18 protein-coding genes are annotated in these 23615 nt (G+C 61.3%); 5 read left to right on the forward strand and 13 right to left on the reverse strand.

Going from position 1 to position 23615, the window contains the following annotated elements:
* The first annotated feature begins 135 nt into the window (after positions 1 to 135).
* Entirely contained in the window at positions 136 to 1254 is a 1119-nt protein-coding gene (locus AO064_RS16065; protein WP_012721945.1) for an AGE family epimerase/isomerase, read from the forward strand.
* On the opposite strand, the gene AO064_RS16070 is transcribed toward AO064_RS16065, so the two are convergent.
* The 9 genes from AO064_RS16070 to amaB all read right to left on the reverse strand — a co-directional run bounded on the left by AO064_RS16070 (position 1226) and on the right by amaB (position 12139).
* Positions 1226 to 2131 (reverse strand): cation diffusion facilitator family transporter, encoded by a 906-nt coding sequence (locus AO064_RS16070; protein WP_046033933.1) that lies wholly within the window; start codon positions 2129 to 2131, stop codon positions 1226 to 1228. The two genes, AO064_RS16065 and AO064_RS16070, sit on opposite strands and share 29 nt — an antisense overlap.
* A 62-nt stretch (positions 2132 to 2193) precedes the next feature.
* Positions 2194 to 2961: an SDR family oxidoreductase gene (locus AO064_RS16075; protein ID WP_064054088.1), complete on the reverse strand. Its 768-nt coding sequence runs from the start codon at positions 2959 to 2961 to the stop codon at positions 2194 to 2196.
* Positions 2962 to 3702: 741 nt separating this feature from the next.
* Positions 3703 to 4419: an ABC transporter ATP-binding protein gene (locus AO064_RS16080; protein WP_012721942.1), complete on the reverse strand. Its 717-nt coding sequence runs from the start codon at positions 4417 to 4419 to the stop codon at positions 3703 to 3705.
* On the reverse strand, positions 4416 to 5291 hold the full coding sequence (locus AO064_RS16085) for an ABC transporter ATP-binding protein (protein ID WP_012721941.1): 876 nt from the start codon (positions 5289 to 5291) through the stop codon (positions 4416 to 4418). The genes AO064_RS16080 and AO064_RS16085 overlap by 4 nt, the downstream gene beginning before the upstream one ends.
* Positions 5288 to 6565: a high-affinity branched-chain amino acid ABC transporter permease LivM gene (gene livM / locus AO064_RS16090; protein WP_025857341.1), complete on the reverse strand. Its 1278-nt coding sequence runs from the start codon at positions 6563 to 6565 to the stop codon at positions 5288 to 5290. Before livM ends, AO064_RS16085 begins: the two co-directional genes overlap by 4 nt.
* Positions 6566 to 6567: 2 nt before the next feature.
* Complete coding sequence (locus AO064_RS16095) at positions 6568 to 7482, reverse strand: ABC transporter permease subunit (RefSeq protein WP_012721939.1); 915 nt, start codon at positions 7480 to 7482, stop codon at positions 6568 to 6570.
* 201 nt (positions 7483 to 7683) lie between these two features.
* Positions 7684 to 8817, reverse strand: a complete 1134-nt coding sequence (locus AO064_RS16100) for a branched-chain amino acid ABC transporter substrate-binding protein (protein ID WP_012721938.1) — start codon at positions 8815 to 8817, stop codon at positions 7684 to 7686.
* 374 nt (positions 8818 to 9191) lie between these two features.
* Positions 9192 to 10475, reverse strand: a complete 1284-nt coding sequence (gene amaA / locus AO064_RS16105; RefSeq protein ID WP_064053968.1) for an L-pipecolate oxidase — start codon at positions 10473 to 10475, stop codon at positions 9192 to 9194.
* 173 nt (positions 10476 to 10648) lie between these two features.
* Positions 10649 to 12139 (reverse strand): L-piperidine-6-carboxylate dehydrogenase, encoded by a 1491-nt coding sequence (gene amaB / locus AO064_RS16110; protein ID WP_046033931.1) that lies wholly within the window; start codon positions 12137 to 12139, stop codon positions 10649 to 10651.
* Between the two features lie 153 nt (positions 12140 to 12292).
* On the opposite strand from amaB, the gene AO064_RS16115 reads away from it, so the two are divergent.
* The 3 genes from AO064_RS16115 to nadE all read left to right on the forward strand — a co-directional run bounded on the left by AO064_RS16115 (position 12293) and on the right by nadE (position 15435).
* On the forward strand, positions 12293 to 13183 hold the full coding sequence (locus tag AO064_RS16115; RefSeq protein WP_012721935.1) for a LysR family transcriptional regulator: 891 nt from the start codon (positions 12293 to 12295) through the stop codon (positions 13181 to 13183).
* Positions 13184 to 13389: 206 nt separating this feature from the next.
* On the forward strand, positions 13390 to 14604 hold the full coding sequence (pncB, locus tag AO064_RS16120) for a nicotinate phosphoribosyltransferase (protein ID WP_012721934.1): 1215 nt from the start codon (positions 13390 to 13392) through the stop codon (positions 14602 to 14604).
* A 3-nt stretch (positions 14605 to 14607) separates the two neighbouring features.
* A complete protein-coding gene (gene nadE, locus AO064_RS16125) occupies positions 14608 to 15435 on the forward strand; it encodes an ammonia-dependent NAD(+) synthetase (protein WP_064053969.1) in 828 nt (275 codons plus the stop codon).
* A 195-nt stretch (positions 15436 to 15630) separates the two neighbouring features.
* Here the strand turns inward: nadE and azu are convergent, their stop codons facing one another.
* Positions 15631 to 16077 (reverse strand): azurin, encoded by a 447-nt coding sequence (gene azu, locus AO064_RS16130; RefSeq protein ID WP_046033930.1) that lies wholly within the window; start codon positions 16075 to 16077, stop codon positions 15631 to 15633.
* Between the two features lie 332 nt (positions 16078 to 16409).
* Here azu and AO064_RS16135 point away from each other — a divergent pair, with 332 nt between their 5' ends.
* On the forward strand, positions 16410 to 16598 hold the full coding sequence (locus AO064_RS16135) for a hypothetical protein (RefSeq protein ID WP_064053970.1): 189 nt from the start codon (positions 16410 to 16412) through the stop codon (positions 16596 to 16598).
* Positions 16599 to 16644: 46 nt separating this feature from the next.
* Here AO064_RS16135 and AO064_RS16140 read toward each other — a convergent pair whose 3' ends face one another.
* The 3 genes from AO064_RS16140 to AO064_RS16150 all read right to left on the reverse strand — a co-directional run bounded on the left by AO064_RS16140 (position 16645) and on the right by AO064_RS16150 (position 23470).
* Positions 16645 to 17535 (reverse strand): transglutaminase family protein, encoded by an 891-nt coding sequence (locus AO064_RS16140; RefSeq protein WP_064053971.1) that lies wholly within the window; start codon positions 17533 to 17535, stop codon positions 16645 to 16647.
* Positions 17535 to 20021: a circularly permuted type 2 ATP-grasp protein gene (locus AO064_RS16145; RefSeq protein WP_012721931.1), complete on the reverse strand. Its 2487-nt coding sequence runs from the start codon at positions 20019 to 20021 to the stop codon at positions 17535 to 17537. Before AO064_RS16145 ends, AO064_RS16140 begins: the two co-directional genes overlap by 1 nt.
* Before the next feature lie 158 nt (positions 20022 to 20179).
* Positions 20180 to 23470, reverse strand: a complete 3291-nt coding sequence (locus tag AO064_RS16150) for a transglutaminase family protein (protein ID WP_064053972.1) — start codon at positions 23468 to 23470, stop codon at positions 20180 to 20182.
* Between the last annotated feature and the right edge of the window lie 145 nt (positions 23471 to 23615).

Here is a 23615-nt window from a genome sequence, read left to right on the forward strand (position 1 = left end):
AGTTGACCGAGTACGTCCTTGAAATACGGTCCAGATGTGGGAGAGGGCTTGCCCCCGATAGCGGTAGACCAGACACCACCGAACCCAAGCCTGCTACCATGCGCGCCTACACCCCTGCCGTGACGACGCCAGCCAATGCCCAGCGCTTTCCAACCCTCCTTGAACACCCTGCTAACGCACTTCCACCGTCTGATCGTGCCGCTCTGGCAAGGCCCCGGCTGGAATGCCGACTTGGCATTGCCCTATGAGGCGCTGGACGCCGATCACCAGCCACTGCCCCCACAACGCTACCGCGCCATGGCCTGCGCCCGGCAGTTGTACCTGTTCGCCAGCCTGATCGGCGAGCCCGATGCGGCGTTTGCCGAAGAACGCGCCGCGGCGTTGTTCCGCTCTCTGCAACGGCACTTCCACGACGCCGAGCACGGCGGCTGGTTCTACAGCATCGACCCGGCCGGCCAGCCGCTGGACAAGCGCAAAGACCTCTACACCCATGCGTTCATCATCTTTGCCTGTGCCCACTACTGGGCCAAGGTGCGCGAACCGCTGGTGGAGTCGGTGCTCAATGCTGCCTTGGAAGTCGTCGCCGAGCGGTTTTCCACCGGCGACGGTCTTTACGAAGCCGTGCTGGAACGCAATTGGTCGTCCCTCAATTCCGGCCCGTTGCAGAATCCCTTGATGCATTTGGCCGAAGGCTTCCTCGCCACCCTCGCCGTGCGTGAAGACCCCCAGGTGCAGGCAGCCCTGTTGGCGTTGGCGACGGCCATGCAACAGCGCTTCATCGACCGCCAGCACGGCGTAATGATGGAAAAACCGCTGGGCGCGGTGGATAACTGGTTCGAGCCGGGGCACCAGTTCGAGTGGTTCTTCTTGCTGGAGTCTTCGGCGGTACTGCGCGGTACGCCGCTGCATGCTTCGCTGACACGGGCCTTTGCCTACGCAGAGCTTAAGGGTGTGGATAACACCAGCGGTGCGGTCAGCGGCATGCTGGCGCTGGACGGCACGATGCGCGACGGCACCCAACGCATCTGGGCCCAGGCTGAGTACCTGCGGGCACTGACCTTGCGGCCGAACAGCGAAGCGGTGCTGCAACGCCAATTGCTGGCGCTGCAACAACGCTTCCTGCATGCCAAAGGCTGGCATGAATGCCTGGATGCCCAGGGAGCGGTGAGCCGGTGGGATATGCCTTCCACCACGCCGTATCACTTGGCAACCTGTTACCAGGGCCTTAAGCAATCCATTTGCGATCCCCGGTAAAGCTGATCGTCAGCCAGCGCGCCGCATCCGGCGTGCCAAGCCCTGTGGATATTTCTTCGCGCAGCTCGTCCAGGGTCGCGACGTTATCCACCGGGTAATCCGCCGGCAACACCACATGGATTTCGATAAACCGCGCCCGCCCGTGCTTTTGCACGTAGGACACGTAGTCGTCGAAACCATGCTTGGCCTGCGCCGCCTCCATCACTTCACGCACCTTGTCATCCAACTGGTCCGGGGCGATCCCCAGCACCTCGCGCAATGCCGGGCGCAGGATCTTGAAGGCCGGCGCCAGCATGCTCAGGGCCAGCAGGATCAGGATCAACGGGTCGACATACACCGCCCACTCGCCATAGCCCTGAGACTTGAGCAACAGCGCCGCCAGGAAGCTGATCAGCAAACCCACCGACAGCATCGCGTCCACCAGCCAACTGATGTTGTCGAACTGGATCAGCGATGATTTCAGCGTGCGATTGCGGTAGCGCACATAGAAGAAGTAGGCGAACTCGACGACGGTAAACACCGCCGCATAAATGATCACCAGCCCCAACTCGATCTCGCGTCCGCCATTGATAATGCCGAACACACCGTTGAGAAATGCATAGATGGCAATCAGTAGCAGGAAACTGCCTTCGATCAGCAGCACCATCGGCTCCAGGTGCCAATAGCCGAACTGGAAGCGCTCGTTGCTTTTCTTGGCGATCAGCTTGGCTGTGATCAGCATCAACACCTTGATGGCGGTGGCGATCAGCGAGAAAAAGCCGTCGAACAGAATCGATTGGGCGCCGGATACCACACCCGTGACAATCCCGGCGATCGCCACGGCGAACATCAGGATGGTCGATTGTTTGAGCAGTGCCTGCTCACCTCGGTTACTCACATTTCCTCCTGTCAAAACCTTTGTGGTGAGAGGGCTTGCCCCGCTCACCCCCGAAAGGTATTTCAGCTTTTGGCACCGCGCTCAATCGCAAACCCAGCCCACGTCTGGCTCACCGGCATCAACTCCAACCGGTTGATATTCACATGTGCCGGTGTGTTCATGACCCAGAAGATCGTGTCCGCAATATCCTGCGGCTGGATCGGCTCGGCACCCGCATAGGTCGCGTCATACCGTGCCTGGTCGCCACCGAAGCGCACCAGCGAGAACTCGCTCTCGCACAGGCCTGGCTCGATGTTGGTGACGCGCACGCCGGTACCTTGCAGGTCGCAGCGCAGGTTCAGCGAGAACTGCTTCACGAACGCTTTGGAGCCGCCATACACGTGGCTGCCTGGGTACGGGTAACTGCCGGCGATGGAGCCCAGGTTGATGATCCCGGCGCCACGGCCGTGCGCAATCAGGCGCGGCAGCAGCAGGCTGGTGGTGGTCAGCAGGCCCTTGATGTTGGTGTCGACCATGGTTTCCCAATCGTCGAGGCTGCACTTGGGCGCAGGGTCAGTGCCCACGGCCAGGCCGGCGTTGTTGATCAGCCCACGCAACGTGGCGAACGAGGGCGGCAGGTTGGCGATGGCGTCTTCCATGCCCTTGCGGTCACGCACATCCACGACCAGGCCATGCACTTCGGTCTGCTTGGAAAGCTCTTCGACCAGCGCATTCAGGCGGTCAGCGCGACGGCCAGTGAGCACCAGTTTCCAGCCGGCGTCGGCAAAGCGACGGGCGCAGGCTTCGCCGAAGCCTGAGGTTGCGCCAGTAATAAACAGCGTGTCGGACATGGTGTTCTCCTTGCGGGCATCGGGGAAAAAATCAGCCAGCAGAATGCCTTTACGCGGCGCTTGCGGCAACCGCTACGCACACCCGTCCACGCCCAGCTGATCATTTTTTAAGCGGTCTGAGCAACGCCATATGAACCGTGGCTTGCAGCCATATGCGCGCAGGTTATCCACAACTGCGCCCACAGTCTTTGGGGGCAAGTGCAAAAAGCCTCAGGCCTCTATACACAAGGCCTACAGGCGGTTTTAGAAAGTTTTTTGCTTGACCTCGGCCGGAGCGTATGTAGGCCCATGGGCAGGGGGAAATTTCAGACGATGGCTCCAGGCCAGTCATTCCGGCCTCTGCGGCCGTCTTTCCAGAGTTTAGTCACAGACTTATCCACAGGATGAACAGACTTTTTCCGGTCACATACCTGTGTCTTTAAACAGGTTGACAAACCCCTCGGCCGGTCGCAAAAAAACCACTGATCAAAAAACAACCACAAGCCTGAAAGCCACGTTTTTAAAGGCGTTCAGCCAGCTACTCCCACGTTACCCACAGCCGGTTCCACAGTGGATGGGGACAAGTCAAAACTGTGACAAAACAGGGATTTGCGGCGGCTATATGTCGCGCTTTGGAGGCGGGCTGGATTTGTTTTCCACAATTTGGTGGAGCGCGTGTGGACACCCTAAAAACAAATCTGGATCTGCTCAATGTGGGAGGAGCACCGCCCCTCCCACAGGGGTCCTGCATTATGAGTCAGATCAGTGACCGCCGAGGTAGGCGTTGCGCACTTCCTCGTTCACCAGCAATTCCTTACCGGTACCGGTCAGGCGAATCTCGCCATTGACCATCACATAAGCCCGGTCCGACAGGCGCAGCGCATGGTTGGCGTTCTGCTCCACCAGGAAGATGGTCATCCCGGTGGACGCCAGCTCACGCAATGTGGAAAAGATCTGCTTCACCACAATCGGCGCCAGCCCCAGGCTAGGCTCGTCGAGCAGCAACAGCTTCGGCCGGCTCATCAGCGCACGGGCGATGGCGAGCATTTGCTGTTCGCCGCCGGACATGGTCATGGCACGCTGGTTACGCCGCTCCTTGAGCCGTGGAAACAGCTCGAACATGCGCTGCATGTCTTCCTGGGCAAACTTGTCGCCAATGGGGATGGTGCCCATCAGCAGGTTTTCCTCGACGGTCATGTCGGGGAACACCCGCCGCCCTTCCGGCGACTGCGCAATGCCGTTGGAGGCGATGTAGTGGGACGACTTGTGGGTAATGTCCACGCCGTTGTAGAGGATCTGCCCCGACTCTGCCCGTGGCTGGCCGAAGATCGACATCAGCAGCGTGGATTTGCCCGCGCCGTTCGAGCCGATCAGGCTGACGGTTTCGCCTTCGTTGATGTGCAGCGAGACTTTCTTCAGGGCCTGGATCGGGCCGTAGAACACGTCCAGGTCCTTCATTTCGAGGATAGGTCCGCTCATACCAACTCCTCTTCGTCGGCGCCCAGGTAGGCAGCAATCACTTTCGGGTCGTTGCGGATCGCGTCCGGCCCCCCTTCGGCGATCACGTTGCCGTGGTCGAGCACCACGATGTGGTCGGAAATACTCATCACCATGCCCATGTCGTGTTCGATCAGCACCACCGTGAGGTCGTGTTCGTCGCGCAGCAGGCGAATCATCGCGCTGAGGGCTTCGGTTTCCTGGGGGTTGAGGCCCGCAGCGGGTTCGTCCAGGCAGATGATCTGCGGCCGGGTGCACATGGCGCGGGCGATTTCCAGGCGACGCTGCTGGCCGTAGGAGAGCTCACCGGCCAGGCGGTTGGCGCAGTCCACCAGGTCGACGACTTCCAGCCAGTAGAAGGCGTGGTCGAGGGCGTCGCTTTCAGCCTTGCGGTAGCCCTTGGTGTTGAGGATACCCGCGAGCATATTGCGGTTGACCCACATGTGCTGGGCCACCAGCAGGTTTTCCAGCACCGACATTTCCTTGAACAGGCGAATGTTCTGGAAAGTCCGCGCCAGACCGGCACGATTGACCAGGTGGGTGCCGCCGAACATCTTGTAGTACACGCGGCTGAAAAAGCTTTTGGGCGACACGAAGTCGATGGCCTTGAAGCGCTCGCCCAACAGCTGGATCACGTTGGTCTGCTGGCCACGGATGTTGAGTTCGATCTTGCCGCCACTGGCTTTGTAGAAGCCGGTGAGGCAGTTGAACACCGTGGTCTTGCCGGCACCGTTAGGGCCGATCAGGGCGAAGATCGAGTTGCGTTCGACCTTGAGGCTCACATCGCTCAAGGCCTTGATGCCACCGAAGTGCATCATCAGGTGTTCCACGGAGAGCACGACTTCCTTGCTCATGGCGCCACTCCTTTACGTGGGGTCACACCGGTACGGCTGATGCGGATCAAGCCGCGCGGTCGCCAAATCATCATCACCACCATCAACACGCCAAACAGCAGCACGCGGTATTCGGAGAAGCTGCGCAGCAGTTCAGGCGCAACGGTCAGCACGAACGCCGCAATCACCACGCCCACCGTCGAACCCATGCCGCCCAGCACCACGATGGCCAGGATCAGCGCCGATTCGAAGAAGGTGAACGACGACGGATTGACGAAGCCCTGGTAGCTGGCGAAGAACACACCGGCCAAACCGGCAGTCGATGCACCGATAGTGAATGCCGAGAGCTTGACCAGCACGTGGTTCAGGCCCATGGAACGGCAGGCGATCTCATCTTCGCGCAGGGCTTCCCAGGCGCGGCCGACCGGCATGCGGGTCAGGCGGTGCTTGATGTACAGCACGGCCAGCACCACCAGGAACAGCACGATGTAGATGAAGAGGAATTTGATGTTGGGGTTGTAGTCGATGCCGAAGAACTCATGGAAAGGAATCCCGCCATCCTTCGCGCGCTTGCCGAACTCCAGACCGAGGAAGGTCGGTGACGGCACCGGCATGCCGTTTGGCCCACCGGTAAACGACAGCCAGTTGTTGAGCACCAGGCGGATGATTTCACCGAAGCCCAGCGTCACGATGGCCAAATAGTCACCGTGCATTCGCAACACCGGGAACCCGAGTATGCACCCCGCCAACGCCGCAGCGATGGCCGCCAGTGGCAGCACCGTCCAGAAGCCCAGGCCCAGGTATTGATAACCTAATGCCAGCCCGTAGGCGCCGATGGCGTAAAACGCCACGTAACCCAGGTCGAGCAAGCCGGCCAGGCCCACCACGATGTTCAGGCCCAGGCCGAGCAATACGTAGATCAGCCCGAGGATCACCACCGTCAGCAGGTACTTGTTGGCGAAGATCGGGAACACGATGGCGATCACGATCAGTGCCGGGATGATCCAGCGCAGTCGCGACTTGTAGTCCGGGGCGAGCACGTGCACGCCAGAGCCACTGCTCTCGAAGCCCTGCAGGATCTTCAGGCCCTTGGGGGTTTGCAGGAACAGGCTCATGGCAAAGCGGCCGACCATGACGATGGCCACCAACAGGCCCACGCGGGCCGGTTCCAGGTTGAAGCTGTAGCCGTCGAGTACAACGCCGACGATCGGACCGAACACGATCAACGAAATCAGCCCGGCGAGGACCGTATCAACCACACTTTTCTTGATATCGATGGGTTTGGCAGCAGACATGTTTACACCTTCGCCACGAGTGGGCGACCAAGCAGGCCCTGAGGACGGAAAATCAGAATCACCACCAGCAGGGAGAAACTGAACACGTCTTTGTAGTCAGAGTTGATCAACCCCGAGAACAACGACTCGGAGATACCGAGGATGATCCCGCCCAGCATTGCCCCAGGCAGGGAGCCGATGCCGCCGAGTACCGCCGCAGTAAACGCCTTGATGCCGATGATGAAGCCGGCATAGAAGTCGAAGGTGCCGTAGTTGAGGGTGATGAGCACGCCGGCCAATGCCGCCATGGCGGCACCGATGACGAACACGTAGGAGATCACCCGGTCGGTGTTGATGCCGAGGATCGAGGCCATTTTGCGGTCTTGCTGGGTTGCGCGGCACATACGGCCGAGCTTGGTGTACTTGATGATGTAAGTGAGCAACGCCATGCCGGCAAACGCCGCCACGAGGATGAACACCTTGGTGTACGTGAGCTGCACGAACCCGCTGCCGATGTCGACACGCCAGGCCCCGGCCAGCAGGGTAGGAATGCCTTGTTGTTTCGCGCCCTGAGCGATCTGCGCGTAGTTCTGCAGGATCAGGGAGATGCCGATGGCGCTGATCAGCGGGGCCAGGCGGGTGGAATTACGCAGTGGTTTGTAGGCGACACGCTCGATGACCCAACCGTAGACGCCAGTGACGACGACAGTGAAGACCAAAGTGCCAAGAATGAGCAGCGGGAAGGATTCGATGCCGAAGTAAGCCAGCAGTGCCAGACTGATCGCCGCGAGGTAAGCGGAAATCATATAAACCTCGCCGTGGGCGAAGTTGATCATGCCAATGATGCCATAGACCATTGTGTAGCCGATGGCGATCAGGCCATAGACCGACCCGAGGGTCAGGCCGTTGACCAGTTGCTGCAGGAAAATACCATCCATAACGCAATCTCACGCGGTGAGCACCTGCACACCGGTGGGTGTGCGGCGCTTCTGGAGGAAAAGACAGATTTCAATAACAACACCACTCCCCTGTGGGAGGGGGCTTGCTCCCGATTGCGGTGCGTCAGTCATGCATGTGTTGGCTGACACTGCGCTATCGGGGGCAAGCCCCCTCCCACATTGGAACGGTGGCGCTCAGTCTTACTTCTGCTTTTCCAGCTGGTGGTATTTGCCGTCTTTATCCCACTGGTAAACCACGTAGTCGGAGACTTTCAGGTCGCCCTTGGCATCCCACGTCTTCTCGCCCATGACGGTTTTCACCGGGTGAGCCTTGAGCCACTTGGCGGCGTCTTCGCCTTTGTTGGATTTGGCACCGTTGAAGCCGGCGGCCAGGGCCTGGACTGAGGCGTAGGCGTAAAGGGTGTAGCCTTCCGGCTCGTAGCCAGCCTTACGGAAGTCGTCGACGACCGCCTTGCTGTCTGGCAACAGGCGTGGGTCGGCACCGAAGGTCATGTAGACGCCATCGACGTACTGGTTGCCACCGGCGGTTTTCGCCAGTTCGTCGGTCACTACGCCGTCGTCGGACATGAATGCGGCCTTGAGACCGGCTTCACGGATCTGGCGGACCAGTGGGCCGGCTTCAGGGTGCAGGCCGCCGAAGTAGACGACGTCGGCACCAATGGAGCGGATCTTGGTGACCAGGGCGCTGAAGTCTTTCTCGCCACGGGTCAGGCCTTCTTCCAGCACCGGCTTGACGCCGCGCTTGGTCAACTGGGCAGCAGTGGCGTCGGCCAGGCCTTTGCCGTAGGTGTCCTTGTCGTTGATCACCGCGACTTTCTTGCCCTTCAGCACGTCGACGATGTAATCGCCGGCGACGATGCCTTGCTGGTCGTCGCGGCCGCACATGCGGAACATGGCGCCCAGGCCGCGCTCGGTCACTTGTGGGTTGGTGGAACCTGGGGTGATCGCGATGATGCCCGCTTCGTCATACACCTCGGACGCCGGAATGGTGTTGGAGGAGCAGAAGTGCCCGACCACGCCGATCACTTTGTCCTGGTCCGCCAGGCGGTTGGCCACGGCCACGGCCTGCTTGGGTTCACAGGCATCATCGCCGGCAACCAGCACGATTTTCTCGCCGTTGATACCGCCGGCCTTGTTGATCACATCGGCTGCCGCCTGGGCACCCTTCATGTACTGCTCACCGAAAGCGGCGTTGGCACCGGTCATCGGCCCCGCAACGCCAATCTTCACATCAGCTTGAACAAACGTAGAAACACCCAGCGCCGCAGCAACGGCGAGGGCCAGAAAACCTTTCTTGTAAAACGTCTGGGACATGAGTGGTGCTCCGATATTTTTGATTTTTGGCACGACAACTTGCGTTCAAACTTTTCACTGAAAGCCCAGAGCAAAGCGCGTGCCATTAGGTTTTTATTCTTCAAAAAGACACGGTGTCATTGTTATTGCAGGCGTTTCGGCGCCTTTTGCCAGGACGTGCAACCGCCTGGCACGCGGAGGTGCAACCAATGACTGCAAAAAGTACAACCCTGGAAGGTGGCACCTGCAACCAGAGGGATAAACGACAGCTCCTGCAGCTGTAACAGCATGCGTAACGGAACTGCACATTTACAGTGCGTGATTGCTACGACTTGCACCAATACAGATTAGTAGGCTGCTAAGAAAATGCAGGCTTTTGAGCGGTATTTCGTTGATCAGATCACGATCCTCAGGCATTGCCCGGCGTGATACAGCGAGAATCCAGCTTCATATAGACAGCTACGCAGGCCTACGCCGGCCAACGGTTGCATCGGCGCGAATGGAATCGGCAGAGCCTGGGGATTCTGGTGACACACATAGTCGGCAAACGCCTTGCCGACCACGCTGCCAGTGGTCACGCCGCGCCCGTTATAACCGGTGACCGCCAACAGTCCCGGAGCGGGTTCGAACAGGCGCATCAAGTGATCCGGGGTGAAGGCGATACAACCGGTCCAGGTGAACTCCCACTGCACCGATTTGAGGTACGGGAAGTAATGCCGCTGCACCCGATCAGCCCACGCCTTGAGGAACCAAGCGGGTTTCTGGTTGCCGTTGCCCAAACTGCCGAGCAACAAGCGGCCATCGGCATCGCGGCGGATGCTGCTCAAGACCTGGCGTGTGTCCCAAGAGCCTTGGCCGCCCGGGAGGATTTGCCTGGCGGCGTCGTCGGTCAGCGGGGCCGACGCGACCTGATAGTAATAGCCGGGGAAGAAATTACGCCGCAGCTCGGTCCATTCGCCTTCGGTGTAGGCGTTGGATGCAATCACCACCTGTGCAGCCTGCACTGAACCTTGCGCGGTTTGCACCGACCAGTGCGCACCCTGGCGCTCCAGTTGGGTGACGGGAGAATGGTCGAACAGCTGCCCGCCCAGATCGACTGCCGCGTTGGCCAAACCACTGGTGTAAGCCATCGGATTCAAGGTGCCGGCACGTCTATCCAGCAAGGCGGCGGCGATTTTGCGCGTGCCCGTAGCGTCCTCGCAGGCCTGGCCGGTGAGTAATTCCACCGGTGCGCCACGACGCTTCCATTGTTGTTCACGGCTGCGCAAATCTGCCTCGCCACGGGCGTTGTGCGCCATGTGCAAGGTGCCCTCGCGGCGCAATTGGCAATCAATGTTGTACTTGTCGATCAGGCTGAACACCAGCGACGGCGCCGCGCCCAACATCCGGTTGAGCTGACTGCCCACCGCCTCGCCGAAACCGGCTTCGATCTCGTCCGGCGGGATCCACATCCCCGCATTCACCAGCCCCACATTGCGGCCCGAACCGCCATGGCCAGTACGATGGGCCTCCAGCACGGCAACGCTTTTACCCTGTTCCAGCAAGTGAATGGCCGCCGACAGGCCAGTGATGCCGGCACCAATCACGCACACATCGACCTTGACCTCGCCGCTGAGCGCAGCGCGATCCGGCCGGCCTGGGGTGAGGTGTTCCCACAAACATGTTTCGCGTAAAGGCATTGCCAGACTCCGGGATGGGACCTAACAAACAACAATCTTGATGTGTAAATGAGATCAAATGTGGGAGGGGGCTTGCCCCCGATGGCGGTGTGTCAGTCGACATATGTACATCTGATCCACCGCTATCGGGGGCAAGCCCCCTCCCACATTTTCAACCGCGTTTCGACAGCGCCTTAGTCGAAGGTGATGCCTTGAGCCAAAGGTAACTCCAGCGAGTAGTTCACGGTATTGGTCTGGCGACGCATGTACCCGCGCCACGCATCCGAACCCGACTCACGTCCGCCACCGGTCTCTTTCTCACCGCCAAACGCGCCACCGATTTCCGCGCCACTCGGGCCGATGTTGACGTTGGCGATGCCGCAATCGCTGCCGACCGCCGACATGAATTGCTCGGCTTCACGCACGTCAGTGGTGAAGATGCACGACGATAAGCCTTGCGGCACGGCATTGTTCAGGCGCAGGGCTTCGGCGAAGTCGCTGTAGCCCACCACATAGAGAATCGGGGCGAAGGTTTCGGTGCACACCACATCGCTTTGCTCGGGCATTTCCACAATGGCCGGCGACACGTAGTAGGCGTTGGGGAACTTGTCTTCCAGTTGACGCTTGCCACCGAACACCTTGCCGCCTTCGCTCAGGGCTTGTTCCAGGGCGTCCTGCATAGTGTCGAAACCATGCTTGTCGATCAGCGGGCCGATCAGGTTGCCTTCCAGCGGGTGGCCGATGCGTACTTTGGAATAGGCTGCCTTGAGACGCGTGACGATTTCTTCTTTGACCGACGCGTGGGCGATCAGGCGACGCAAGGTGGTGCAACGCTGGCCGGCGGTGCCGACGGCGCTGAACAGGATCGCCCGTACGGCCATGTCCAGGTCGGCGCTTGGGCCGAGGATCATCGCGTTGTTGCCGCCCAGCTCAAGAATGCTGCGGGCAAAACGTGCGGCGACCTTCGGCGCCACTTCACGACCCATGCGCGTGCTGCCGGTGGCGCTGATCAGGGCGACGCGCGGGTCATCCACCAGCGCGGCACCCGCGTCGCGGCCACCGATGATCACTTGGCTCAGGTACTCGGGAGCGCCGTCGAATTGCTTCAACACGCGCTCGAACAGCGCCTGGCAGGCCAGGGCGGTGAGCGGGGTCTTTTCCGACGGTTTCCAGATCACCGCGTTGCCGCACACCAGGGCCAGGGTGGTGTTCCACGCCCACACGGCCACCGGGAAGTTGAAGGCGCTGATCACGCCGACCACACCCAGCGGGTGCCAGGTTTCACGCATGTGGTGGCCCGGACGCTCGGAGGCGATGGTCAAACCGTACAACTGGCGCGACAGGCCGACGGCGAAGTCGCAGATGTCGATCATTTCCTGCACTTCACCCAGGCCTTCCTGGGTGATCTTGCCGGCTTCCCAGGACACCAGCTCGCCCAGGTCGGCCTTGTATTCACGCAGTACATCGCCAAATTGACGTACCAATTCGCCACGGCGCGGTGCCGGCACTTTGCGCCAGGCTTCGAATGCATGCTCAGCACGACTGACCTGTTGCTCCACCTCGGCCGCGCCCTCCCAGTCCACGGCGCCGATGCGACTGCCATCAATCGGCGAATGCACAGGCTGTTTGCCCGACTGGTACAGCGCCGGGTTTACCCCGAGACGATCAAGCAATGCGGCAACCATGGGTCACTCCTTCAATCTGCAAACAAAAAATTGCGCCGCGGCCCGCACGGCGATCCAGGCCTTATTTGTAGCTGGCCCAAGACTTGCCAACAAACGACGATTAGGCGAGATATCATTCCGTTTATTCATGCAAAGAATAAAAAGAGGCGTGCCGTGCTGAACAAAAGACATTTGCCCTCGATCACTGCCCTGCAGTGTTTCGAAGCCGCGACCCGCCACCTCAGCTTTACCCGCGCTGCCGAGGAGCTGAACCTCACGCAAAGCGCGGTGAGCAAGCAGGTGGCGCAGTTGGAAGAATTGTTACAACACCTGCTGTTTCGCCGGGTGCGCCGCCGTTTGCAGATGACGCCGGCGGGCGACCTGTACTTGGTGGAGGTGCGCAAGATCCTTACGCAGGTGGAGATGTCCACCCACTATTTGCGCTCCTATGGCGGCGAGACCGAAGTGTTGCGCGTCTCCACGCCCTACACCTTCGGCGCGCGCTGGCTGGTGCCGCGCCTCAAGGGCTGGCGGCTGCGTCATCCGCAGATCCACCTGGACCTGTGCAACGAGCAGGACGCGGACGACCTGCTGCAAGGCAAGGCCGATATGGCCTTCTACTTCGGCCAGGGCTCACGCCCCGGCACCGAGAGCCTGAAACTCTTCAGCGAGGAGCTGGTGCCGGTGTGCGCGCCGGAGAGCTTGCCGGCGCAGCCGTTCACCGATCCCACGCAACTGAGCGACCTGGTGTTGCTGCAAAACGCCTCGCGGCCACAGGGCTGGCATGACTGGTTCGCCAGCCAGGGCTTCCACACCGAACACAGCTACCACGGGCCGCGTTTCGACACCTTCTATATGTGCATTCGGGCCGCGCAGGTAGGGTGTGGTGTCGCGCTGCTGCCGCGGTTTCTGGTGGAGGAGGAATTGGCCGACGGTAAGTTGGTGATTCCTTGGCAGCATGCGATGCCGAGCCAGGACGCGTATTACCTGGCCTACCCGGAGCATTCGGCGGAGGTGCCCAAGGTGCGGGATTTTGTGAAATGGATGATGGAGCAAGTTATTTAGTGCCTGGAATACCGCTATCGGGAGCAAGCTCCCTCCCACATTTGGAATGCATTTCAACTGTGGGAGGGGGCTTGCTCCCGATGGCGCCGGTGGCCTTGCCAAAAAAATCACTGGCAAACCGACCCACGTCTATGCGCCACTAGCCCCCTTCCTTAATTGTGCGTAAAGGTCGGCGCCCATCGCCGACCCGTCTGGAGATTCCCGTTATGAGCGAGAGTGTGTTTGCCGATCGCATCGTGCAGAACTTGCTCGACACCGACTTCTACAAGCTGACCATGATGCAGGCGGTGCTGCACAACTACCCCAACGTGGAAGTTGAATGGGAGTTTCGTTGCCGCAACAGCGAAGACCTGCGGCCGTACCTGGCGGAGATCCGTTACCAGATCGAACGCCTCGCCGAGCTGAGCCTGAGCCCGGATCAGTTGGGTTTCCTGGAGCGCATCAGCTTCATGAAGCCGGACTTCCTGCGGTTCCTCGGGCTGTTCCGCTTCAACTTGCGTTATGTGCAGACCGGCATCGAGAACGGCGAGCTGTTCATCCGCCTGCGCGGGCCGTGGCTGCATGTCATCCTGTTTGAAGTGCCGATGCTGGCCATCGTCAGCGAAGTGCGCAACCGCTACCGCTACCAGACCGTGATCCTCGAACAGGCCCGCGAACAGCTGTACCGCAAGTTCGACTGGCTGACCGCCAACGCCAGCAGCGACGAGCTGTCCGAGCTGCAGGTGGCCGACTTCGGCACGCGCCGACGCTTCTCGTACCGGGTGCAGGAAGAGGTGGTCAGCGTGCTCAAGCATGACTTCCCTGGGCGCTTTGTCGGCACCAGCAACGTGCACCTGGCCCGCGAGTTCGATATGAAGCCGCTGGGTACCATGGCCCACGAATGGATCATGGCCCACCAGCAACTCGGCCCGCGCCTGATCGACAGCCAGATCGCCGCGCTGGACTGCTGGGTCCGCGAATACCGTGGCCTGCTGGGTATCGCCCTGACCGACTGCATCACCACCGACGCGTTCCTCGGCGACTTCGACCTGTACTTCGCCAAGCTTTTCGACGGCCTGCGCCATGACTCCGGCGACCCGGTGCAGTGGGCGGAAAAAGCCATCGCCCACTACCACAAGCTCGGCATCGAACCGATGAGCAAGACCCTGGTGTTCTCCGACAGCCTGTCGCTGCCCAAGGCCCTGGAAATATTCCGTGCGCTGCGCGGTCGGATCAATGTGAGCTTTGGCATCGGCACCAACCTGACCTGCGACATTCCAGGTGTCGAGCCGATGAGCATCGTGCTTAAAATGACCGCCTGCAATGGCCAGCCCGTCGCGAAGATCTCCGATGAAGCGGGCAAGACCCACTGCACCGACCCGAACTTCGTCGCCTATTTGCGTCATGTTTTCAAAGTACCTGCCATCTCTAGCAAGGAGTGAATCATGCAAGCCGTACAGCGTGAGATTGCTGAACAGCTCAAGGTCCAAGCGCCGTTTAACGACCAGGCCGCCCTTGAGGCCGAGGTTGCCCGCCGCGTGACCTTTATCCAGGATTGCCTGCGCAATTCCGGGCTCAAAACGTTGGTGCTGGGCATCAGTGGTGGCGTCGACTCCCTGACTGCCGGCCTGCTCGCCCAACGCGCGATGCAGGAACTGCGCGCCAGCACCGGTGATGAGGCCTACCGTTTTATCGCCGTGCGCCTGCCCTACGAAACCCAGTTCGATGAGCTCGACGCCCAGGCCTCGGTGGACTTTATCGAGCCCGACGAGCGTCACACCGTGAACATCGGCCCAGCGGTGAAAGCCCTGGCCAATGAAGTGGCGGCGTTCGAAGGCAAGGCGGCGGTGTCCCGCGATTTCGTGCTGGGCAACACCAAGGCGCGCATGCGCATGGTGGCGCAGTACACCATCGCGGGCGCGGCGGGTGGGCTGGTGATCGGTACCGACCATGCGGCGGAAGCGGTGATGGGCTTTTTCACCAAGTTCGGTGATGGGGCCTGCGATTTGGCACCGTTGAGCGGGCTGGTGAAGAACCAGGTGCGTGCGATTGCACGGCACTTCGGGGCGCCGGAGTCGCTGGTGGAGAAGGTTCCGACGGCCGACCTGGAAGACTTGTCGCCGGGCAAGCCGGATGAAGCGTCCCATGGCGTGACCTACGCCGAGATCGATGCCTTTCTGCACGGTGAGCCGGTGCGTGAGGAAGCGTTCCAGATTATCTGCGAGACGTACCGCAAGACTGAGCACAAGCGGGTCATGCCGTTTGCGCCGTGAAGTGAACCAGATAGGCTGGTGTTGACTGTTAGACCGCTATAGCAGGCAAGCCAGCTCCCACAGTTGACCGGCTTCCAGCATGAGAATGCGGTGGAATGTGGGAGCTGGCTTGCCTGCGATGAACGATGACTCGGTTCAACTGACCGCCCACAAAAAAGCGCCCTTCAGGGCGCTTTTTTTTCGACCGGCGTCGGCTTACTTAACGGTCACAGTGCCTTTCATCATCGAGATGTGGCCTGGGAACGAGCAGAAGAACGCATAGTCAGTCCCGGCGGCCAGCTTCGACACGTCGAAGGTCACCGAGTCTTTCTCGCCGGCACCGATGATCTTGGTGTGGGCGATGATGCGGGTATCGCCTTCTTTCAGGTAATTCTTGTCGATACCGGCAGCCATACCGTCGCTGGCAACACCTGGCATGTCGGCGGCGGAACTCAGCACCCAGTTATGGCCCATGACGTTTTTCGGCAGGTTGCCGGAGTGAGTCAGCTCGACGGTGAATGTCTTGCAGCTCTTGTCGATTTCAATGGCTTTGGTGTTGAAGGACATCTGGTCAGTGGAGTCGACGGTGACCTTGCACTCTGCAGCAAGCAACTGGCCGCTCGCCAGAGTCAGCAGGGAAACAGCAACGAGTTTGGCAAACATGTGAATCTCCAAGGCAGGGTTTAAACAATACGTCATGCGACAAGGGTGCCTGATACAGGCATAAATTCTTATGATCTGAATCAACAGATTGTATACAACTTTAGGCTATCAGACTGATCAACACAATCAACCAGCCAAAGTACTGCCACCTGCCTATGATCGGCCCATCACCCACTGGAGTCCGAGCCATGCACCTCAATCAACTGTTCAACGGCCTGTTGGCTGCCTACGCCTGCGGTAAGTGAAGGCCAAGCGCACCTTGAAGCTGCTACCATGTCGTCCCAAGGCAGCTGCGTGCCGCCACCCTCACCTTCGACCCTAGAGGATCGCCCATGGCCAAACCTAATTACTCCTTCGCCAAACGTCAGAGAGACTTGGCCAAGGAACAGAAGAAAGAGGAAAAACTGCAACGCAAGAAAGCCGCTGCAGATGAAGAAGCCGGCGCACTGAACCCGGATGCTGAGGGTGATGTTGAAGTAACGAACGACGCGACCGAAACACCAAAAGATCCGGCTGAATAATTTCCTTTGTGCTGAGCCGGCGCCTCCGGCTCGGCACAATCAACCGTTATTCCAGCGGCATCACCGTCACCCGCACTTCCGGGTCATGGTTCCCCCCTCCCAGAATCACCCCTCGCAACGGCGACACATCAGAGAAATCTCGGCCCCAGGCCAGGGTGATGTGCTCCAGTGCCGGTTGCACATTGTTCGTCGGATCAAAATCCACCCAGCCCGACGCCGGGCAATACACCGACACCCATGCATGGGACGCATCGGCGCCGATCAGCCGTGGTTGGCCGGGCGGTGGCTGGGTGAGCAGGTAGCCGCTGATGTAGCGCGCCGCCAGCCCGCGCGAGCGCAGGCAGGCGAGCATCAGGTGCGCGAAGTCCTGGCACACACCGCGTCGGCGCTCCAGCACTTCCACCAGCGGCGTAGCGACCTGGGTGGCTTCGGCATCGAAGGTGAACTCGCTGAAGATTTTCTCCATCAACGCCTGCACGCCCAGCAACAACGGTTTGCCCGGCGGGAAACAACTTTCTGAAAACTCGACGAAGGTTTTTTTCAGGTGCACGTAGGGCGATTCAAAACGGTAGCGGCAAGCCTCGATCAGCTCAGCGGACATGGCCTGGCTGCTGTAGGTGAGGCTATCGCGGGTCTGGTCCCAGGGCGGCGACTGCCGGAAATCCAATGCCGGCCGCGCCAGCACTTCCACGGTCAGCCCGGCGTTCACCAGCAATTCATCATGGGGTCGCTCAAAGGCCAGGCGCGTTATCGGGTTGCCGAACACATCCAGCTCATCGCGACGTGACGATGGCTGCGGGCTGATCTCCAACTGCTGCGAACTGCAGCGCTGCCAGGCGCACGGCCGAGGCCACAGGTGCGCCAACTGCTGGGCCAGGGACACCGCGCTGTCGTAGTGGTAATGGGTATCGTGGAAAATCTGGTAGCGCGCACTCATCACACCGACACCGTTTGCTGGCTGACATCATCCACATGGGCGAAATGGCGCAAGGCCAGGCGATCCGACACTTGCCCACTCTCATCGGCGACCGCTTGCAGCAGGTCCGCCAGGCCATCCAACGCGGCACGCACACTGGACTCGCCAAACAAAGGGTTCTCCAGGCAGCCCAGGTCGAAACGCGCCAAACGTTCGATCAACGGGGCGAGACCGGTTTCCCGAGGCACGCCGAAATCATCGTTGAGCCGCCGCAGGGTGCGGCTCACCAGTTTCAATTGGAACAACACCGCATGGGGGTTCTGCTCATCCAGCAACAGCAGGTCGAGCACCGGGATCAACTGCGGCACGGCCAGGTAACGCGAGCGGTAGGTGATGCTGCTGTTGCCCAGCTCCAGCAACCACTCCAACCCTGCCTGATCAAACACCGCCACGCCACGCAAAAACGCCGCGAGGCTGCTGCTGAGGAATTGCAGGCGCTCGATGCGCCGGCCCATCATCAAGAAGCGCCAGCCTTCGTCGCGGGTCATGTCGTCCAGGGCAAACCCGGACAGCGCCGCCAGGGACATCACCAGGCGGTTGAGGAAATCCAGCAATTCGCCAAAGTCCGGGGTGTCGCTTTCCAGCTCCATGGCTTCGCGCTGCAGCTCTACCAAGGCCTGCCAGTTCTCCCTGGACAATTTGCCGCGCACCTGGGATGCCGCCCACTGCAAGCGTTGCAGGTTGGCGCGCAAGCTCGACGGCCAGTCGTCACCGAGCAGCGCAGCCAGCAGGCGTTCGGGCAACTCGCCCTCCTCCGGCAGCAGGCGCAGGTTTTCACCCAGCTCGACGGCCGCCTGCAAGGCCAACGGATCGTCGCCGTCCACATAGCGCGCCAGCACGATGCGCAACCAGCGCGCGCTGTCATCACAGCGCTCGCAGTAACGACCAAACCAGAACAGGTTTTCCACCACGCGGGACGGCAGATAAGGATCGCGGCGCACCAGGTCGTGGGCGCCGATCGCGCGCTGCGCGCGCCACTGCTCGCCACCGGCGGCGCGTTCACCCAGCACCCACGTGTCCTTGCTTGCCCCACCGCGCTGCATCGACACCACTTCGGCATCAGCCTCGGCGGCCACCCGCGTCAGGCCACCAGGCAGCACACGATAACCCTCGGCGCTGGCCACGGCGTACACGCGCATGCCGATGGCGCGGTGCTGCAGGTGGTCATCCACGGTGTGCCATACCGGCGCCTGGGACAATTGCGCCAGTTCCTGGGCGACGTAGGCGTAAGGGCGCGCGCGCATGCGCTCGGCCAGGGCCTGGCGTTGTTCATCGTTCAGGTCACGGCCGAATACCGGGGCGAAACTTTGCGACGGAAACGCGGGCTTGATCAGCAGTTCCGGCAGTTTCTCCAGGGCTTCGGCAAGCACCGGTGCTTCACCGCACCACCATGTGGCGATAGACGGCAGGATCAGCGTTTCACCGAACAGGAATTCGTTGATCTTGGGTAAAAAGCCAAGCAAGCCCGGTGATTCCAGCACGCCACTGCCCAGGGCGTTGGCCACCAGCACATTGCCTTGGCGCACGGCATCGAGCAGGCCAGGCACGCCGAGGGCCGAGTCGGTGCGTAGTTCCAGCGGGTCGCAGAAATCGTCATCCAGGCGGCGCATGATCGCGTGTACCCGGCGCAGGCCGCTGAGGGTTTTCAGGAACACGGTGCTGTCGCGCACGGTGAGATCGCCGCCTTCCACCAACGGGTAGCCGAGTTGGCGCGCGAGGTAGAGGTGTTCGAAGTAGCTTTCGTTGAAACGGCCTGGCGTGAGCAGCACGATCAATGGCGGCTGGTCATCACTCGGCGCCTGGCGGGCCAGGGTTTCCTGAAGCGTGCGGAAAAAACCGGTGAGGTGCTGCACCTGCAGGTCACGGTACAAGTCCGGAAAGGCACGGGACACGATGGTGCGGTTTTCCAATGCATAGCCAGCACCCGACGGCGCCTGGGTACGGTCCGCGGTGACCCACCAACGGCCATCCGGGGTGCGCGCCAGGTCCACGGCGTACAGGTGCAGGAACGCACCGTCCGGCGGCTGGATGCCCTGGCACGGCCACAGGAAATTGTTATGCCCGAACACCAGCTCGGCCGGCAGCAAGCCCTCTTTGATCAGGCGTTGCGGGCCGTACAGGTCGGCGAGCACGGCATTGAGCAGGCGCGCACGCTGGGCGATACCGGCCGACAGGTGCCGCCATTCATCAGCGGCCAGCACATGGGGCAGCAGGTCCAGTTCCCACGGACGGTCGGCGCCCTTGGGGTCGGCGTAGACGTTGTAGGTCACGCCGTTTTCCTGGATCTGCCGCGTCAGCAGCGCCTGGCGCTGGGCCAGTTGCGCGGGGGTGCTGCGTTGCAGGTGGTCAAGCAGGCGTCGCCAATGGGCACGTACCGCACCGCTGTCGTCCAGCAATTCGTGATAGGTGCCCGCGGTCAGCGGGTAACGGTCGAGCAAGTCGGACATGGAACGCTCGGCAGGGGCAAGGGGGCTCAGTTTAATTCAAATTCACCGAAATCTAATGTGGGCGGGGGCTTACTCCCGACAGCGGTGAGTCAGTCAACTCATGTATCGGCTGATTCACCGCAATCGGGAGCAAGCCCCCGCCCACATTTGTATCGTGTTTAGTCTTTTTTATTGGGGAAACGCCGTAGATCCAGGGTCATCGGCAACTCGTCGTTGATCACCAGGCTTGGCACGGGAAGTTTCCCTGGGCTGTGCCCCAAGCGGAAAAACCGCGCCATGCGCCGGCTTTCGGCCTCGTTGGCATTCACCGGCAAGCTGTCGTAATTGCGCCCGCCCGGATGGGCGACATGGTACTGGCAACCGCCCAGCGAGCGTTGCATCCAGGTGTCCAGCAGATCAAACACCAACGGCGCATGCACCGCGATGGTCGGTTGCAGGCAGTTGGCCGGCTGCCAGGCGCGATAACGCACGCCCGCGACGAACTCACCCACGCGCCCGGTCGCGTGCAGCGGCACCGGGATGCCGTTGCAGGTCAGCAGGTAGCGTTGCGGTGGCAGCCCGGTCAATTTGACTTGCAGGCGCTCCAGGGACGAATCCACATAGCGCACCGTGCCGCCCACCGCGCCCTCCTCGCCCAGCACATGCCAGGGCTCCAGGGCCTGGCGCAGTTCCAGTTCGATACCGCTGACGGCATAGTCGCCGACCTTGGGGAAACGGAATTCCAGGTGCGCAGCGAACCATTCGGCGCGCAGCGGGTAGCCGGCCGCGTTGAGTTCGACGATCACGTCGGCGAAGTCCTGCTCGATAAAGTGCGGCAACAGGAAACGGTCGTGCAGCTCGGTGCCCCAGCGCGCCAGCTTCGGCGGTGCATAGGGTTCGCGCCAGAAGCGCGCGACCAAGGCGCGCAGCAGTAGCTGTTGCGTGAGGCTCATGCGTGCGTGGGGCGGCATCTCAAAGGCGCGCAGTTCCAGCAGGCCCAGGCGGCCGGTGGCGCCATCCGGCGAGTAGAGCTTGTCGATGCAGAATTCGGCGCGATGGGTGTTGCCCGTCACGTCGATCAGCAGGTTACGCAGCAGGCGGTCGACCAACCATGGCGGGCATTCTTCGCCGGGTTCGGGCATTTGCGCGAAAGCGATTTCCAGCTCGTACAGCGCATCGTTGCGCGCCTCGTCCACACGCGGCGCCTGGGACGTCGGGCCGATGAACAGACCGGAGAACAGGTAGGACAACGACGGGTGGTTATGCCAGTAGCTGATCAGACTGCGCAGCAGATCGGGTCGGCGCAGGAACGGCGAGTCCTTGGGCGTCGCGCCGCCGAGCACAAAGTGGTTACCCCCGCCGGTGCCGGTGTGGCGCCCGTCGATCATGAATTTCTCGGTGGTGAGCCGGGTTTGCCGGGCCTCTTCGTAGAGGAATTCGGTGCGCTCCACCAACTCATCCCAGGTGGCGGACGGCTGCACGTTGACCTCGATCACACCGGGGTCCGGGGTGACGCGGAAGTTGCTCAGGCGGTTGTCGGCTGGCGGTTCATAGCCTTCCAGCAACACCGGACAGTGCAGTTCCTCGGCCGTCGCCTCGATGGCAGCCACCAGTTCCAGATAGTCTTCGACGCGTTCCAGGGGCGGCATGAACAGATAGAGGCGCCCTTCCCGTGCTTCGGCGCACAGGGCCGTGCGGGTCAGCCAATCGGCGGACTCGTCCACCTTGGGCACGCGTTCATCAACCGGCGCGGGTTCGCCGTGGGTTTGCAGTTGGGAGGTGGTCGGCAGCTCCGGTTGGTCCTGGTTAGGGTCCGTCGGGTGCACAAATGGATATTCCGCCGCCGTCACCCAAGGCTGCGAGGCCAATGGCAGGCGGTAGCCCAGCGGTGAGTCGCCCGGCACCAGGCGGCAATGGTTGTCGCGCAGGTACCAGCGCCCGCTTTGCCAGCGGTCATTGGCCGCCGTGCGCGCCAGGGGCAGCACTTGGCCGATGATTTTATCCAGGCCCTGGGCGAACACTTTGCGCAGGCGTTCGCGCTCCAGGTCATCGCTCAGGCGCGGGTCTTGGGCGGTGACGTTTTGCGGCAGCGCGCCTTCACGCCACAGGTAGTAGAAATTGTCTTCGAAGGCCGGGAACACAAAGCGCGCCGGCAGTTTAAGGCGTTCAGCGACGCTGGCCAGGAAACGCCCGGCCAGCGCGCCGTCCGCCCCATAGTCCTGCTGTTCATCGGCAATCAACGCGCTGTTGTGCCAGATCGGCACACCGTCGCGGCGCCAGTAGCAATTGAGCGACCAGCGCGGCAGCTGCTCGCCGGGGTACCACTTGCCCTGGCCGAAGTGCACCAGGCCCTTGGGCGCGTAGTGCTTGCGCATGCGCTGGAACAGTTCGGCGGACAGGCGGCGTTTATCCGGCCCGAGCGCAGCGGTGTTCCATTCGGCACCGTCGGGGTCGTCGATGGACACGAAGGTCGGCTCGCCCCCCATGGTCAGGCGTACGTCGTCCTTGAGCAGGTCACCGTCGATCTGCCGGCCCAAGGCCTGGATCGCCAGCCATTGGTCTTCGGTGTAGGGCTTGGTGACCCGTGGGGCTTCCCAAATCCGCTCTACCGACATTTCGTGGGTGAATTCGCACTCGCACGGCTCCACCAGCCCACTGATCGGTGCGGCAGACGAGGGATCGGGACTGCAGGCCAATGGAATATGGCCTTCACCGGCGAACAGCCCGGAGGTGGCATCCAAGCCGATCCATCCCGCGCCGGGCAAATACACTTCGCACCAGGCGTGCAGGTCGGTGAAGTCCACTTCCGTGCCGGATGGCCCGTCAAGGGCTTTGACGTCAGCGGTCAGCTGGATCAAATAACCGGAGACAAACCGTGCCGCCAACCCGAGGTTGCGCAGCAATTGCACCAGCAGCCAAGCCGAGTCGCGGCACGAGCCGGAGGCGTTTTCGAGGGTGAATTCCGGCGTTTGCACGCCCGGTTCCATGCGGATCAGGTAGCCGATATCGGCCGCCAGGCGCTGGTTGAGGCCCACCAGAAAGTCCACCGCCGGCAAAGGTGTGCGGTCGATACCCGCCAGGTACGCGGCAAACTTCGGCGTCAGCGGCAGGGTTTCCAGGTACGGCGCCAGCTCACGCTGTTCATCGGCGGCGTAGCGGAAGGGGATTTTTTCGGCATAGGGCTCGAGGAAAAAGTCGAACGGGTTGAACACCGCCATCTCGGCGACCAGGTCGACCTCAATGCGCAGTTCATCGGTCTTTTCCGGAAACACCAAGCGCGCCAGGTAATTGCCCTGAGGGTCTTGCTGCCAATTGATGAAGTGCTGCTCGGGCAGCACTTTCAGTGCGTAGGACAAAATCCGCGTACGGCTATGGGCAGCCGGACGCAACCGCACAATCTGCGGGCCGAGTTCGACCGCGCGGTCGTAACGGTAATGCGTAACGTGGTGCAACGCGACATGAATCGACACGGCGGCCTCCTGCGAGCCAGGGCATGGACACAAACCGCGCAAGACTTATGCCAGAGCGGCCGTCGTTGCGCTTTATCGTAAGACCCGGTGCAGTACAGCACCAAAACGGCGCTGTGGCTGCAGTAATGGTGCAAGGGTTGCACAT

This window comes from Pseudomonas marginalis, from assembly GCF_001645105.1.
Classification (GTDB): domain Bacteria; phylum Pseudomonadota; class Gammaproteobacteria; order Pseudomonadales; family Pseudomonadaceae; genus Aquipseudomonas; species Aquipseudomonas petroselini.

Coding starts and splice junctions, on each gene's coding strand:
- AO064_RS16065 (WP_012721945.1), top strand. CDS start 136: ATGCCCAGCGCTTTCCAACCCTCCTTGAACACCCTGCTAACGCACTTC.
- AO064_RS16075 (WP_064054088.1), bottom strand. CDS start 2,961: ATGTCCGACACGCTGTTTATTACTGGCGCAACCTCAGGCTTCGGCGAA.
- AO064_RS16080 (WP_012721942.1), bottom strand. CDS start 4,419: ATGAGCGGACCTATCCTCGAAATGAAGGACCTGGACGTGTTCTACGGC.
- AO064_RS16085 (WP_012721941.1), bottom strand. CDS start 5,291: ATGAGCAAGGAAGTCGTGCTCTCCGTGGAACACCTGATGATGCACTTC.
- livM (WP_025857341.1), bottom strand. CDS start 6,565: ATGTCTGCTGCCAAACCCATCGATATCAAGAAAAGTGTGGTTGATACG.
- AO064_RS16095 (WP_012721939.1), bottom strand. CDS start 7,482: ATGGATGGTATTTTCCTGCAGCAACTGGTCAACGGCCTGACCCTCGGG.
- AO064_RS16100 (WP_012721938.1), bottom strand. CDS start 8,817: ATGTCCCAGACGTTTTACAAGAAAGGTTTTCTGGCCCTCGCCGTTGCT.
- amaA (WP_064053968.1), bottom strand. CDS start 10,475: ATGCCTTTACGCGAAACATGTTTGTGGGAACACCTCACCCCAGGCCGG.
- amaB (WP_046033931.1), bottom strand. CDS start 12,139: ATGGTTGCCGCATTGCTTGATCGTCTCGGGGTAAACCCGGCGCTGTAC.
- pncB (WP_012721934.1), top strand. CDS start 13,390: ATGAGCGAGAGTGTGTTTGCCGATCGCATCGTGCAGAACTTGCTCGAC.
- nadE (WP_064053969.1), top strand. CDS start 14,608: ATGCAAGCCGTACAGCGTGAGATTGCTGAACAGCTCAAGGTCCAAGCG.
- azu (WP_046033930.1), bottom strand. CDS start 16,077: ATGTTTGCCAAACTCGTTGCTGTTTCCCTGCTGACTCTGGCGAGCGGC.
- AO064_RS16135 (WP_064053970.1), top strand. CDS start 16,410: ATGGCCAAACCTAATTACTCCTTCGCCAAACGTCAGAGAGACTTGGCC.
- AO064_RS16140 (WP_064053971.1), bottom strand. CDS start 17,535: ATGAGTGCGCGCTACCAGATTTTCCACGATACCCATTACCACTACGAC.
- AO064_RS16145 (WP_012721931.1), bottom strand. CDS start 20,021: ATGTCCGACTTGCTCGACCGTTACCCGCTGACCGCGGGCACCTATCAC.